This is a genomic window from Streptomyces sp. NPDC086549 (genome assembly GCF_044746205.1).
Taxonomy (GTDB): Bacteria; Actinomycetota; Actinomycetes; order Streptomycetales; family Streptomycetaceae; genus Streptomyces.
In genome coordinates this window covers 505,417-517,448 of sequence record NZ_JBIVBS010000006.1, presented here as the reverse complement: position 1 = coordinate 517,448, position 12,032 = coordinate 505,417, and the positions used below count along the sequence as shown (strand labels likewise).

At 72.2% G+C, this 12,032-nt stretch carries 11 protein-coding genes and 1 rRNA gene; 10 read left to right on the top strand and 2 right to left on the bottom strand.

The window, feature by feature from the left end:
• Together rrf and ACIPSA_RS22585 are read left to right on the top strand one after the other, a co-directional pair.
• Window positions 1-105 (top strand): 5S ribosomal RNA (rrf, locus tag ACIPSA_RS22590); the annotation flags it as partial.
• Between the two features lie 1,287 nt (window positions 106-1,392).
• Window positions 1,393-2,196, top strand: coding sequence for a hypothetical protein (locus ACIPSA_RS22585; protein WP_402637735.1), 804 nt, complete (start codon window positions 1,393-1,395; stop codon window positions 2,194-2,196).
• Between the two features lie 79 nt (window positions 2,197-2,275).
• On the opposite strand, the gene ACIPSA_RS22580 is transcribed toward ACIPSA_RS22585, so the two are convergent.
• The gene (locus ACIPSA_RS22580) at window positions 2,276-3,559 is read right to left on the bottom strand and encodes a DUF1015 domain-containing protein (protein ID WP_402637709.1); all 1,284 of its coding nucleotides are present in this window, start codon (window positions 3,557-3,559) and stop codon (window positions 2,276-2,278) included.
• A 74-nt stretch (window positions 3,560-3,633) separates the two neighbouring features.
• Between ACIPSA_RS22580 and ACIPSA_RS22575 the strand changes: the two genes are divergently transcribed.
• From ACIPSA_RS22575 to ACIPSA_RS22560, 4 genes are all read left to right on the top strand, one after another.
• The gene (locus ACIPSA_RS22575) at window positions 3,634-4,662 is read left to right on the top strand and encodes an HAD hydrolase-like protein (protein WP_402637708.1); all 1,029 of its coding nucleotides are present in this window, start codon (window positions 3,634-3,636) and stop codon (window positions 4,660-4,662) included.
• Between the two features lie 94 nt (window positions 4,663-4,756).
• Window positions 4,757-5,800 carry a FecCD family ABC transporter permease gene (locus ACIPSA_RS22570; RefSeq protein ID WP_402637707.1) on the top strand — a complete coding sequence of 348 codons (1,044 nt, stop codon included), beginning with the start codon at window positions 4,757-4,759 and terminating at the stop codon, window positions 5,798-5,800.
• Window positions 5,797-6,873 (top strand): FecCD family ABC transporter permease, encoded by a 1,077-nt coding sequence (locus ACIPSA_RS22565; RefSeq protein ID WP_402637705.1) that lies wholly within the window; start codon window positions 5,797-5,799, stop codon window positions 6,871-6,873. The genes ACIPSA_RS22570 and ACIPSA_RS22565 overlap by 4 nt, the downstream gene beginning before the upstream one ends.
• Window positions 6,870-7,745 carry an ABC transporter ATP-binding protein gene (locus ACIPSA_RS22560; RefSeq protein WP_402637704.1) on the top strand — a complete coding sequence of 292 codons (876 nt, stop codon included), beginning with the start codon at window positions 6,870-6,872 and terminating at the stop codon, window positions 7,743-7,745. Before ACIPSA_RS22565 ends, ACIPSA_RS22560 begins: the two co-directional genes overlap by 4 nt.
• Here ACIPSA_RS22560 and ACIPSA_RS22555 read toward each other — a convergent pair.
• Window positions 7,729-8,076, bottom strand: a complete 348-nt coding sequence (locus ACIPSA_RS22555) for an SCP2 sterol-binding domain-containing protein (RefSeq protein ID WP_402637703.1) — start codon at window positions 8,074-8,076, stop codon at window positions 7,729-7,731. The genes ACIPSA_RS22560 and ACIPSA_RS22555 overlap by 17 nt on opposite strands.
• Before the next feature lie 42 nt (window positions 8,077-8,118).
• Here ACIPSA_RS22555 and ACIPSA_RS22550 point away from each other — a divergent pair, with 42 nt between their 5' ends.
• The 4 genes from ACIPSA_RS22550 (at window position 8,119) to recN (ending at window position 12,032) form a co-directional block, all read left to right on the top strand.
• Window positions 8,119-8,463 carry a hypothetical protein gene (locus tag ACIPSA_RS22550; protein ID WP_402637702.1) on the top strand — a complete coding sequence of 115 codons (345 nt, stop codon included), beginning with the start codon at window positions 8,119-8,121 and terminating at the stop codon, window positions 8,461-8,463.
• A gap of 7 nt (window positions 8,464-8,470) precedes the next feature.
• Window positions 8,471-9,286 carry a TlyA family RNA methyltransferase gene (locus ACIPSA_RS22545; RefSeq protein ID WP_402637700.1) on the top strand — a complete coding sequence of 272 codons (816 nt, stop codon included), beginning with the start codon at window positions 8,471-8,473 and terminating at the stop codon, window positions 9,284-9,286.
• Window positions 9,283-10,188: an NAD kinase gene (locus ACIPSA_RS22540; RefSeq protein WP_402637698.1), complete on the top strand. Its 906-nt coding sequence runs from the start codon at window positions 9,283-9,285 to the stop codon at window positions 10,186-10,188. Before ACIPSA_RS22545 ends, ACIPSA_RS22540 begins: the two co-directional genes overlap by 4 nt.
• Before the next feature lie 101 nt (window positions 10,189-10,289).
• Window positions 10,290-12,032: a DNA repair protein RecN gene (recN, locus tag ACIPSA_RS22535; protein ID WP_402637697.1), complete on the top strand. Its 1,743-nt coding sequence runs from the start codon at window positions 10,290-10,292 to the stop codon at window positions 12,030-12,032.

Here is a 12,032-nt window from a genome sequence, read left to right as displayed (position 1 = left end):
AGCGTGAGGGAAACGCCCGGTTACATTCCGAACCCGGAAGCTAAGCCTCACAGCGCCGATGGTACTGCAGGGGGGACCCTGTGGGAGAGTAGGACGCCGCCGAGCAATCTTTGGAGGACCCCTGGTCCCAGCGTTCAGCTGGGACCAGGGGTCCTTTTGTTTTTAGAATGACTTGCGGTACCGAAGACAACAGGAGTCACCATGTCTACCAACTCTCCCGACGACCGACCGGAGCGCGACCAGCGGCGACGGGACAGTGGTGACCGCGGCGACCGCGGCGACCGTGGCGGATACCGCGGCGACCGTGGTGACCGCGGCGGCTTCCGTCGCGACAACGACCGTGGTGGCTACGGCCGCCGCGACGACCGCCGTGATGACCGGCGGGACGACCGCCGTGGTGATGACCGGCGGGACGACCGCCGTGGTGATGATCGTGGCGACCGCGGTGGCTTCCGTCGCGACGACAGCCGGACTGGCGGCTATGGCCGGCGTGACGACCGGCGTGACGACCGTCGCGATGGCGACCGTGGACCTCGTCCCGCGTACCGGCGTGACGACCGCTCCGGCGGGCCGCGTCGGGACGACCGCGACCGTGGCTTCCGCCGTGACGACCGCGGCGACCGTGGCGACCGTCCCTCCTACCGTCGTGATGACCGTGGGGAGCGTCGGGACGATGATCGTGGCGGCTTCCGTCGCGACGACAGCCGGACTGGCGGCTATGGCCGCCGTGACGACCGCCGTGACGACCGCCGTGATGACCGCCGTGATGACCGCCGTGACGACCGGCGCAGTGATGACCGCGGCGGCTACCGCCGTGACGACCGCGGGGAGCGTCGGGACGGCGACCGTGGTGGCTTCCGCCGTGACGACCGCGGCGACCGTGGTGACCGTCCTTCCTACCGTCGTGATGACCGTGGGGAGCGTCGGGACGATGACCGTGGCGGCTTCCGTCGCGACGACCGCGGTGGCTACGGCCGCCGCGATGACCGCCGTGATGTCGGCCGTGATGACCGCCGTGATGACCGGCGCAGTGATGACCGGCGCAGTGATGACCGGCGTGGTGATGACCGCGGTGAGCGCGGCGGTTTCCGTCGCGACGACAGCCGTCCTGGATACGGCCGCCGTGACGACCGAGGCGACCGAGGCGACCGCGGTGGCTTCCGCCGTGACGACCGCCGCGACGACCGCGGTGGCTTCCGGCGCGACGACCGTGGCGACCGCGGCGACCGCGGTGGATACGGCGGCGGCCGCCGTGACGACCGAGGCGGACGTCCCGGTGGCTACCGGGGCCGGCCCGGTGACGACCGGGGTCGACCCGGTGACGACCGGCGCGGCGGTGGCCGCTTCCGCGAGGAGCGCGAGCGGGACCGCGACCGCGAGCCGATCAAGCGTCTGCCGATCCCCGAGGACGTCACGGGCGACGAGATCGACAAGGACGTACGGCAGGAACTGCAGAGCCTGCCGAAGACCCTCGCGGAGGACGTCGCCAAGAACCTGGTGATGGTCGCCCGGCTCATCGACGAGGACCCCGAGGGCGCGTACGGCTACTCCAAGGTGGCCCTGCGCCTGGCGTCGCGCGTCGCCGCCGTGCGCGAGGCGGCCGGCTTCGCCGCGTACGCGAACCAGAAGTACAGCGAGGCGCTCGGCGAGTTCCGGGCCGCGCGGCGCATGACCGGCAGCGTGGACCTGTGGCCCGTGATGGCCGACTGCGAGCGCGGGCTCGGGCGGCCGGAGAAGGCGCTGGACATGGCCGGTGCTCCCGATGTGCACAAGCTGGACAAGGCCGGTCAGGTCGAGATGAGGCTCGTCGCGGCCGGTGCCCGGCGTGACATGGGGCAGCTGGACGCCGCGATCGTGACGCTGCAGAGCCCCGAGCTGGCCTCGAACTCCGTGCAGCCCTGGACCGCCCGTCTGCGGTACGCCTACGCCGACGCGCTGCTCGCCGCCGGGCGTGAGGGCGAGGCCCGTGAGTGGTTCGCGAAGGCCGTCGAGGCCGACCGGGACGGCAGCACGGACGCCTCCGACCGGCTGGCCGAGCTGGACGGTGTGGAATTCGTCGACGCCTTGGACGACAGCGAAGGCGACAGCGAAGGCGACAGCGAAGGCGACAGCGAGGGCGAGAGCGACGGGGAGCGGGACAGCGACAGCCACGACGAGTCGCCGAACGCCCCCGAAGAGGACGGCGACAAGGACTGACGTCCTTCGATGAGCGAGGGCGGGTTCCCCATCGGGGTTCCCGCCCTTCTCGTATCAGCAGTCCGGTCAGAGGTTCAGCTCAGAGATCCAGCGCGCGCAGCACCAGCCCCGACGCCGGCTTCGGGCCGAACGACGTCGATTTGCGGGGCATCTTCACGCCCTGGCGGGCGAGGTCGCGCACGACTTCCTCGTGGACGGGGTGCAGCAGGACCGCCGTACCGCCGTCGTGTTGGGCCTTCTCGACCGTGGCGGCCGTGTCGTGGATGTAGGCGATGTGCGCGGGGGAGTCCTCGGGGATGCCCCAGACGTGGTCGAGCAGTGCGGCATGCAGGACGGTGGCGTCCAGGGTGCGCCAGGCGGCGGGACGGTCGGCCGGGATCGTACGGGCCAGGAGGTCCGGGTCGGGGCGGTCGATCAGGTGGAAGGCGCCGTCGCCGGCCAGCAGGAAGGCGTTGCCCGCGCTGGCCGCGTCCGCCAGGGCCGCCTGGGCCTCGGGCAACGGCACCTCGAGATGGCGTACCCGGAACAGGCCGTCCAGGGACTCGAGAGCGTCCGCGACGGGCAGGCCGTGCAGCAGGCGGTGGATGGCGCGGACGCGGAGCGGGTAGCGGACCGTGTCGACCAGCAGGACCAGGCCGTAGTCCCAGGGGCTGGGGGAGGGATGCTCCGCGCGTAGACGCAGGTATGTCGCCCAGCGGTGGTGGCCGTCGGCGATCAGGGCCTGGCGCTGGGACAGGTCCGACTGGACGAGGGACACATCGGCGGGGTCGGTGACCGACCAGAGGCGATGGTGGAAGCCGTCCTCGGTGGTCGTGGAGAGCAGAGGGGGCTGTTCGGCGGTGCGCTCGACGACGTCGGACGCGGAGCCGTTGCCGCGGTAGGTCAGGAGCAGGGGTTCCAGGTTCGCGGACGTGGCGCGCATCAGGGCCGCGCGGTCCGCGACGACGGGCGGAATGACGTCCTCGTGCGGCAGGACCACGCCCTCCGAGGGATCGGAGACGCGCAGGGCGCCGATGATGCCCCGTTGCAGCATGCCGTCGCCGTCGCTCTGCTCGTAGATGTAGAGGCCCGGCTCGGGGTCGGTGGTCAGGACGCCCTCGGCCAGCCAGCGGCGCAGGGTGTCGGCCGCCTGTTCGTTGCTGGCGCTCGGTGTGCCGGCCTGCGGCAGGATCAGCCGGACGATGTTGTGCGGATCCGCCAGTTGGAGGTGGTGCAGGCCGTCGGGGCGCACCACGACGTCGTACGGCGGGGATGTCACGGCGGCCAGGCTGCCGACCCGGTCGGGGTCGTAGCGAAGGCCTCGGAACGGGGTCAGTTCCAGGCCTCGGCGCACCGTTGCTTCCGAGTGACCTGCAGTGTTCATCCCGGCATCGTACGTGTGTCAGTGGCGTGCGGGATGATCGGTGGGGTAAGCGAGCGAACGAGGAGCGATGTGGAATGAGCCAGGGCGTCAGGACGAGGCCCGAGGGCAGTGGGCAGCCCCTGAGCGAGGCGTACGACACGGCGCTGCTCGATCTCGACGGGGTGGTGTACGCGGGCGGGAACGCGATCGCGCACGCGGTCGATTCGCTGGCCGTGGCGCGCGAGGGCGGTATGCATCTGGCCTACGTCACCAACAACGCGCTGCGGACTCCCGACGCGGTGGCCGAGCACTTGAGCGAGCTGGGTATACCGACGGGTGCCGGTGACGTCATCACCTCCGCACAGGCGGTGGCGCGGCTGATCAGCGAGCAGGTGCCGGCGGGGGCGCGGGTGCTGGTGATCGGCGGTGAGGGCCTGCGGGTGGCGCTGCGCGAGCGCGGTCTCGAGCCGGTGGAGTCGGCGGACGACGATCCGGCGGCGGTCGTGCAGGGGTACGGCGGTCCCGAGTTGCAGTGGGGCCGGTTCGCGGAGGCGTGCTACGCCATCGCGCGCGGGGTGCCGTGGTTCGCGTCCAACACCGACCTGACGATCCCGAGCGGTCGCGGGATCGCGCCGGGCAACGGCGCGGCGGTGGAGGTCGTACGGATCGCCACGGGAGCCGAGCCGCAGGTGGCGGGCAAGCCGCTGCCGCCGATGCACCGGGAGACGATCCTGCGGACGGGTGCGAAGCGGCCCCTGGTGGTCGGGGACCGGCTGGACACGGACATCGAGGGCGCGTTCAACGGCGAGGTCGACTCGCTGCTCGTGCTGACGGGTGTCACCGACGGCGCCCAACTGCTCGCCGCGCCGCCGCGGCACCGGCCGACGTATGTCGACGCCGATCTGCGCGGGCTGCTCACCGGCCAGCCGGAGATCACCCGGGAGGGTGAGGGTTTCCGGTGCGGCGGATGGACGGCGACCGCCGGCCGTGAGCGGTTGGAGCTGGAGGGCGACGGCGAGGCTCTCGACGGTCTGCGCGCCCTGTGCGCGGCGGCCTGGACGGCGGCCGGGGCGGGCTCCTGCGAACTGGACGGGGGGAAGGCGCTGGCGCGGCTCGGGCTGTGAGCTCGGCATCGGTCACTGAGCCCGAGGGCGCGTGACCCTGTGAGCCGTGGCCTCGGCATCGAGATCGAATGCGAGGGTAGGCTAACCTAACCTCGTGTTGGTCGAGAGTCCTCCCGAACCGCGCGCGGAGACCGCCCCCGCGCCCCCAACCCGCCGGGCGATACGGGCCGTTGGGCTCGTCGCCTCCGTGGCGATCCTGGTGCTCGTCGCCCTGGCGAGCATCGCGATCGGCGCGAAGGCGCTGCCGCTGGACCAGGTCTGGCACGGCCTGTTCCACGACTCGGGGACGTACGGTGACGTCGTCGTCGACGAGCGGCTGTCCCGTACCGTCCTGGGCCTGCTCGCCGGCGCCGCGCTCGGCCTGTCCGGGGCGGTGCTGCAGGCGCTCACCCGCAATCCGCTGGCCGACCCCGGACTGCTCGGCATCAACGCGGGCGCCTCGGCCGCGGTCGTCACCGCCATCACCTATTTCGGCGTCACCAGCCTGAGCGGGTACGTGTGGTTCGCGTTCGTCGGCGCGGCGGCCGTCGGCGCGCTGGTCTGGTTCCTCGGCGGCAGCCGGGGTGCCACACCGGTGCGACTCGCACTCGCCGGTACGGCGATCAGCGCCGCGCTGTACGGCTATCTCCAGGCCGTGATGATCATGGACGACGCGGCGCTGGGCAGGATGCGCTTCTGGACGGTCGGCTCGCTGGCCTCGGCGACCGACTCGACCATCCTGCAGGTGCTGCCGTTCCTCGCGGTCGGCACCCTCCTCGCGCTCGGGCTCGCCCGGCCGCTGAACGCCGTGGCGATGGGTGACGACACGGCCCGCGCCCTCGGCGCCAACCTCAACCGCACCCGAGCCCTGGCCATGCTCGCCGCCACCGTGCTGTGCGGCGCCGCGACCGCGGCCTGCGGGCCGATCGTGTTCGTCGGCCTGATGGTCCCGCACGTCGTGCGCTCCTTCACGGGCCCCGACCTGCGCTGGATCCTGCCCTACGCGACCGTCCTGTCGCCGGTGCTGCTGCTCGGCGCGGACGTCATCGGCAGGATCGTCGCCCGGCCCTCAGAACTGCAGGTCGGCATCGTCACCGCGATCATCGGCGGCCCGGTCTTCATCTTTCTCGTACGACGGCGGAGGACGGCGCAGCTGTGAACACCCACCGGACGAGTGTGAAGACCCACCGGACGAGCCGCGCGGGCCGCGCCCTGCGCACGCCAGGCGGGCTCTCCGTCCGGCTGGACGTCCGCGCGCTGATCGTCGTCGCCCTGCTGCTCGTCGCGGCGCTCGCCGCGAGTGTCCTGCTGATCGGCACCGGCGACGCCGAGATCCCGGCCGTCGACGTCCTCAAGACGCTGGCCGGCAACGGCACTCCGTTCCAGGACTTCATCGTGAACGAGCTGCGGCTGCCGCGGGTCCTGGTCGGACTCCTGGTCGGCGCCTCGCTCGGCCTGGGCGGCGCCCTGTTCCAGTCCGTCTCACGCAATCCGCTGGGCAGCCCGGACGTCCTCGGTCTCTCCCAGGGCTCGACGGCCGGCGCGCTCGTCGTGATCGTGCTGATGTCCGGGTCCGCCACCCAGGTCACCATCGGCGCGCTCGTCGGCGGCCTGGTCACCGGGCTCGCCATCTATCTGCTCGCCTGGAAGCAGGGCGTGCACGGATACCGGCTGGTCCTGGTCGGCATCGGGGTCTCCGCGGTCGTCACCGCCGTCAACGGCTATCTGCTCACCAAGGCCGACCTCGTCGACGCGGCCCGTGCGGTCGTGTGGATGACGGGGTCCCTCGACGGCCGTGACTGGAGCCAGGTCCGGCCGCTGCTCGCGCTGTGCGCCGTTCTCGTACCGCTCGTCCTCGCCAACGCGCGCGGCCTCAGGATGCTGGAGATGGGCGACGACGTCTCGTACGCCCTCGGGGTGCGCGTCGAGCGCGTGAGGCTGCTGCTGATGGTGGCGGCCGTCCTGCTCACCGCCGCCGCCACCGCCGCCGCGGGCCCCGTCAGCTTCGTGGCGCTCACCGCGCCGCAGCTCGCCCGGCGCCTGACCCGCTCGCCGGGCCCGAACCTGGTGCCCTCCCTCTGCATGGGCGCCACCCTGCTGGTCACCGCCGACTGGGCCGCGCAGCGCGCCTTCGGCGCCGACCAGCTGCCCGTGGGCGTGGTCACCGGTGTTCTCGGTGGTGTCTACCTGCTGTGGCTCTTCGTCACCGAGCGCAGGGCAGGACGGATATGACCGCCACCCACGGCACGAACACCGGTGGGACGAACAACCGAAGGAGCACAGTGAACCGCCTGTCCGCCGAGAACGTCACCCTCGCCTACGACCAGCGCGTCATCGCCGAGCAGCTGTCGGTGGAGATCCCCGACAACTCCTTCACGGTGATCGTCGGTCCGAACGCGTGCGGCAAGTCGACGCTCCTGCGGGCGCTGTCCCGGATGCTGAGGCCGAGCCAGGGGCGGGTGCTGCTCGACGGGCAGGTCATCCAGTCGATGCCCGCCAAGAAGGTCGCGCGGACGCTGGGACTGCTGCCGCAGTCGTCCATCGCGCCCGACGGGATCACCGTCGGCGACCTGGTGGGCCGGGGCCGCTACCCGCACCAGGGCCTCCTGCGCCAGTGGTCCGCGGAGGACGAGCGGGTCGTCCAGGAGTCCATGGCGCAGACCGGCGTCGCCGGACTCGCCGACCGGTATGTCGACGAGCTGTCCGGCGGTCAGCGGCAGCGCGTGTGGATCGCGATGGCGCTCGCCCAGCAGACGCCGCTGCTGCTTCTCGACGAGCCGACCACCTACCTGGACATCCAGCACCAGATCGACGTCCTCGACCTGTGCGCCGAACTGCACGAGGAACAGGGCCGCACCCTGGTCGCCGTGCTGCACGACCTCAACCACGCCGCCCGGTACGCCACCCACCTCATAGCCCTGCGGGGCGGCACGGTGATCGCCGAGGGCGCGCCGAACGACATCGTCACGGCCGGGCTGGTCGAAGAGGTCTTCGGACTGCGCTGCCAGGTCATCGACGACCCGGAGACGGGGACGCCGCTGGTGGTGCCGGCGGCCCGCAAGGCCCGTACGGGAGCGAAGGCCGCCGCTACAGAAGCTTCCTGAGCCGGAACAGGTCGAGCAGGCTCGCCTCCAGCCTCACCCGGCCCGAACCCCAGGCCTTGGCGAAGTTCAGTTCGCCGTCGACCAGGGCCACCAGGTCGTCGCCGGCCATGGAGAGCCGGATCTGGGCCTTCTTGGGCGGTGGTCCCGGAAGGGTCTCGTCGACCACGATCCGGCCGCCGGTCATCCGGCCGACGAAGGTGACCTTCAGGTCGGTGACGTAGCAGCTCACCGAGCGGTCCAGGGCGGCGGCCTCGCGGGCGCCGCCCTCCGCACCCTGCATGTTGTCCGAGAGCTTTTCGAGTGCGTCGCGGCACTCCTCGATCGTGGCCATCGCGATCGACGTTACCTCAGCGGTTCGAGGTAGCGTCTGGGCATGAGCGACACAGTGCCGGAGACCGGGGGCCCGCAGGAAGCGGCGGTCGAACCCGAGTACGACTCCGAGTACGACCCCGCCGCGCCCGCCCCGCTGGAGGTCCCGCGCACCCCCACCGGCAATGCCGAGGTCGACGCCCAGCTGGAGCGGCTGGCCGACGCCGACCACCTCGCCACGGACGGGCATGTCGAGGTGTACGAGGATGTACATCGGGGGCTGCGTGACGCGCTCACCGCGCTCGACGCCCGCCCGGGACCTCCGGCTCCCACCCGTCACCCGACCACCACCCCTCAACGAGGCCCTTCGGGCCACGAGTCCCATTCGACGTATGGCAGTAGGAGCTGAACCGAACGTGGCAGGAGTCGCACGCCGCCGTCTGGACGCGGAGCTGGTCCGCCGGAAGCTCGCCCGTTCGCGCGAGCATGCCAGCCAGCTGATCGCCGCCGGACGGGTCACCGTCGGCAAGACCGTCGCGACGAAGCCGGCCACACAGGTGGAGACCGCGGCCGCGATCGTGGTCCAGGCCGACGGCAGCGATCCCGAGTACGTGTCCCGGGGCGGCCACAAGCTCGCCGGCGCGCTGGCGGCCTTCGTGCCCCAGGGGCTCGTCGTCCAGGGGCGGCGGGCGCTGGACGCCGGCGCGTCCACCGGCGGCTTCACCGACGTCCTGCTGCGAGCGGGTGCCGCGCACGTCGTGGCCGTCGACGTCGGTTACGGTCAACTCGCGTGGTCCCTCCAGAATGATGAACGCGTCACCGTCAAGGACCGTACGAACGTACGCGAGTTGACGCTTGAAGCGATCGATGGGGAACCTGTGGATCTTGTCGTGGGTGATCTGTCCTTCATCCCGCTCGGGCTGGTGCTGCCCGCCCTGAAGCGGTGCGTGAAGCCGGACGCCGACCTGGTGATGATGGTCAAGCCGCAGTTCGAGGTGGGGAAGGAACGGCTGGGGAGCGGGGGAGTCGTACGGAGTCCGCAGCTGCGGGCGGAGGCCGTGCGGGGTGTGGCCGAGAAGGCGTGGGAGCTGGGGCTCGGTGTGCGTGGAGTCACCGCCAGTCCACTGCCCGGGCCGTCCGGCAATGTCGAATACTTTCTGTGGCTGCGGGCCGGGGCACCGGAACTGGACCCGGCCGATGTTGACCGTGCAGTGGCGGAGGGGCCGCGTTGACACAGAACCGAGCTCGTACTGTTTTCCTGCTCGCCCACACCGGGCGGCCCGCGGCCATCCGCAGCGCCGAACTGGTGGTCAAGGGGCTGCTGCAGTCAGGCGTGGGCGTACGGGTCCTGGAGTACGAGGCACGCGACCTGCCGCTGCCCGAGGAGGTGGAGCTCGTCGAGGAGGCGACCCCGCAGAGCCTCGACGGCTGCGAGCTGCTGATCGTGCTGGGCGGTGACGGCACGCTGCTGCGCGGCGCGGAGTTCGCGCGGGCGTCCGGCGTGCCGATGCTCGGCGTCAACCTCGGCAGCGTCGGGTTCCTCGCGGAGGCCGAACGGGACGACCTCGACAAGGTCGTCGACCGGGTGGTGAGCAAGGCGTACGAGGTCGAGGAGCGGATGACCGTCGACGTCGTCGTGCACCGCAACGGGGACATCGTGCACACCGACTGGGCGCTGAACGAGGCGGCCGTGCAGAAGGCCGGCGCCGAGAAGCTGCTCGAAGTCGTGCTGGAGATCGACGGGCGGCCGGTGACGGGCTTCGGTTGCGACGGCATCGTGCTGTCGACGCCGACCGGGTCGACGGCCTACGCCTTCTCGGCGGGCGGCCCCGTGGTGTGGCCCGAGGTCGAGGCCCTGCTGATGGTGCCGATCTCGGCGCACGCGCTGTTCGCGAAGCCACTGGTCACCTCGCCGGAGTCGGTGCTCGCGGTGGAGGTGCTGCCGCACATTCCGCCGGGCGTGCTGTGGTGCGACGGACGGCGGACGGTCGAGCTGCCGCCCGGGGCGCGCGTCGAGGTGCGACGCGGTGCGGTACCGGTACGGCTGGCCCGGCTGCACCACGCTTCGTTCACGGACCGGCTGGTGGCGAAGTTCGCACTGCCGGTCTCCGGATGGCGGGGCGCGCCTCACTAGCTAGCTCGCGCGGGTGACATCGCGTGCGCGATGCGCAATCGTCACCTGCGCCTTCACACGATGGGGGCGGGGGCCGTCGCACTTCCCCGTCCTGACCTCGTATGGTCTTGTCCGTGCTGGAAGAGATGCGGATACGGTCGCTGGGAGTCATCGACGACGCCGTCGTCGAGCTGTCGCCCGGGTTCACCGCCGTCACCGGTGAGACGGGTGCGGGCAAGACCATGGTGGTCACCAGCCTGGGGCTGCTGCTGGGCGGGCGCGCGGATCCGGCGCTCGTGCGGATCGGCGCCGGGAAGGCGGTCGTGGAGGGGCGGATCGCCGTGCCCTCGGGCGCGGCCGCCGTCGTACGGGCGGAGGAGGCCGGGGCCGAGCTCGACGACGGGGCGCTGCTGATCAGCCGTACCGTTTCCGCCGAGGGGCGCTCGCGGGCCCACCTGGGCGGGCGCAGCGTGCCCGTGGGGCTGCTCGCCGAGCTGGCCGACGACCTGGTGGCCGTGCACGGGCAGACCGACCAGCAGGGGCTGCTCAAGCTGTCCCGGCAGCGGCAGGCCCTCGACCGGTACGCGGGCGACGCGGTCGCCGGACCGCTGGCCAAGTACACGGAGGCCTACCGGCGGCTGCGGGCCGTCTCCGTCGAGCTGGAGGAGATCGTCACACGCGCGCGTGAGCGCGCCCAGGAAGCCGACATGCTCCGGTACGGCCTCGACGAGATCGCGGGTGTCGAGCCGCGCGCCGGTGAGGACACGGAGCTGGCGGAGGAGGCCGAGCGGCTCGGCCACGCGGAGGCGCTGGCGTCCGCCGCCACGGCCGCGCACGCGGCGCTCGCGGGCAACCCGGAGGACCCCGAGGGCATCGACGCGGCGACGCTCGTGGCGGGCGCGCACCGGGCCCTGGAGGCCGTGCGCTCCCACGACCCGGCGCTGGCCCCGCTCGCCGACCGGATCGGCGAGATCGGGATCCTGCTGGGCGACGTGGCGGGAGAGCTCGCCGGGTACGCCGACGACCTGGACGCCGACCCGCTGCGGCTGGCCGCCGTGGAGGAGCGGCGGGCCGCGCTCACCGCGCTCACCCGGAAGTACGGCGACAACATCGACGCCGTCCTCGCCTGGGCCGAGCAGGGCGCCGTGCGGCTGACCGAACTCGACGGCGACGACGAGCGGATCGGCGAGCTGACCGCCGAACGGGACGCGCTGCGCAGCGACCTCGGCGGTCTCGCCCAGGCGCTGACGGACGCGCGCACGGAGGCCGCGGAGCGGTTCGCCGCGGCCGTGACCGCCGAGCTGGCGTCCCTCGCGATGCCCCACGCGCGCGTGTCCTTCGACATCAGGCAGACCGAGGACCCCGAGGGTGTCGAGGTCGGCGGGCGTACGGTCGCGTACGGACCGTCGGGCGTCGACGAGGTGGAGCTGCTGCTCGCGCCGCATCCGGGCGCGCCGCCACGGCCCATCGCCAAGGGGGCCTCCGGCGGTGAGCTCTCGCGCGTGATGCTCGCCGTGGAGGTCGTGTTCGCCGGGACCGATCCGGTGCCGACGTACCTCTTCGACGAGGTCGACGCCGGTGTCGGCGGCAAGGCCGCGGTCGAGATCGGCCGGCGCCTCGCGCGGCTCGCGAAGACCGCGCAGGTCGTCGTCGTCACCCACCTTCCCCAGGTCGCCGCCTTCGCCGACCGGCAGCTGCTCGTGGAGAAGACCAACGACGGGTCGGTCACCCGGTCCGGTGTGAAGGTCCTCGAAGGCGAGGAACGCGTCCGAGAGCTGTCCCGGATGCTCGCCGGGCAGGAGGACTCGCAGACGGCTCGGGCGCACGCGGAGGAACTGCTGGCGGCGGCCCGCGCGGACGGGTGA

Excerpts from the sequence above, each read along its gene's own strand:
- ACIPSA_RS22580 (WP_402637709.1), bottom strand. The coding sequence starts at position 3,559 with ATGAACACTGCAGGTCACTCGGAAGCAACGGTGCGCCGAGGCCTGGAA.
- ACIPSA_RS22575 (WP_402637708.1), top strand. The coding sequence starts at position 3,634 with ATGAGCCAGGGCGTCAGGACGAGGCCCGAGGGCAGTGGGCAGCCCCTG.
- ACIPSA_RS22560 (WP_402637704.1), top strand. The coding sequence starts at position 6,870 with ATGACCGCCACCCACGGCACGAACACCGGTGGGACGAACAACCGAAGG.
- ACIPSA_RS22555 (WP_402637703.1), bottom strand. The coding sequence starts at position 8,076 with ATGGCCACGATCGAGGAGTGCCGCGACGCACTCGAAAAGCTCTCGGAC.
- ACIPSA_RS22550 (WP_402637702.1), top strand. The coding sequence starts at position 8,119 with ATGAGCGACACAGTGCCGGAGACCGGGGGCCCGCAGGAAGCGGCGGTC.
- recN (WP_402637697.1), top strand. The coding sequence starts at position 10,290 with ATGGTCTTGTCCGTGCTGGAAGAGATGCGGATACGGTCGCTGGGAGTC.